The following is a 1309-nucleotide window of genomic DNA, read 5'->3' as shown; positions in this document are numbered from 1 at the left end:
CGCTCCTGGCCACCGCCACCCATGACACCAAGCGCGGCGAGGACGCCCGCGCACGGCTCTATGCGCTGTCGGAGGCGCCGGCTCTCTGGGGCCGTTCGGTCGAGCGCTGGCGCGCGATGCACCGCGACGCGGTGGTGGCGCTGCCCGACGGCCCCGCGCCCGAACCCTCGACGGAGTGGCTGCTCTACCAGGCGCTCGCCGGCATCTGGCCGGGCGATGGCCGGCCGCCGTCGGCTGGCGCGCTGGCTCACCTCGAGACGCGCTTCCTGCCCTATCTGGAAAAGGCACTGCGCGAGGCCAAGACGCGAACCAGCTGGACCGAGGTCCAGGCGGACTACGAGGAAGCCGTCGCCTCCTATGCCCGGCGGCTGTTCGATCCGGCGCGTCCGGAATTCCTCGCGGACTTCTCCGCCGTCCTGCATCCCTTCGCGGCGGCGGGACGCGTCAACAGCCTCGCGCAGACCCTGGTCAAGCTCACCGCCCCGGGAATTCCCGACATCTACCAGGGCAGCGAAGCGGAAGATTTCAGCCTCGTCGACCCCGACAACCGGCAGCCGGTCAACTTCGCGGCGCTTGCCGATCGGCTCGACGAGCTGATCCCGGAGGCGCCGGGCGCTGAAACCGTCGGCGAGCCGGCGCGACTCGGCCGCCGGAAACAGGCGCTGATCGCCGGCGTCCTCGCCTTTCGCGCCTCGCAGCCGGAGCTGTTCTCGGACGGCGACTACCACCCTCTCACGGTCGAGGGGCTTCGCGCGCGCCATGCCATGGCCTTCGCGCGCAGGCTCAACGAACGCGTCGCGATCACCATCGTGCCGCGCCTCGTCCTCGGCGCGGTCGATCTCGACACGGACCAGGTTCCGGCATCCTGGTGGGGCGACACCATGGTCGCGCTCGATGGCGATCTGGCGGACCGCCCGCTGCAGGACGTGACCACCGGGCGGCACCTGCGGGCGGGCGGGCATCTGCCGCTCGCCGACCTCCTCTCCGCGCATCCGGTTTCCCTGCTCTTCGGCTAGGAAGAACCGCGGGCCGGGTCCCCGCTCGGGTCTCGTGCGCCGGGGGTGGAACCATCCCTTTGGCCGTGTGTTGACGCGAATGGACGGAGCGCGCGGGCCGCGCACCACGGTGTTGGCGGCTGCGCTTGCGGCATATCGCTTCCGTTCGAGGAGGGACAGGGCATGATGGGCGACGAAAGCGGCCGGCGCGGGTTCGGCTACTGGTTCACGGCAGCCGTCGGGCTTCTCCTGGCGGCGCTCGGCGTCGTGCTCGGCGCGGGCGGTGTCTGGCTCGCGGTGCTGGGCGGCTCCTG

The 1309-nt window shown here is 71.7% G+C and carries 1 protein-coding gene; it reads left to right on the top strand.

Features of this window, described 5'->3' with window-relative positions:
- A partial coding sequence (locus EJC49_RS25920) for a malto-oligosyltrehalose synthase (RefSeq protein ID WP_483458066.1) occupies positions 1–1016 on the top strand: 1016 nt, incomplete at its 5' end.
- Positions 1017–1309: the final 293 nt, after the last annotated feature.

The sequence above is a fragment of the Aquibium carbonis genome (assembly GCF_003970795.1).
In the GTDB taxonomy this organism is placed as follows: Bacteria; Pseudomonadota; Alphaproteobacteria; order Rhizobiales; family Rhizobiaceae; genus Aquibium; species Aquibium carbonis.
Note: the sequence above shows the minus strand (reverse complement) of the source record. Positions and strands in the feature narration are given on the sequence as shown.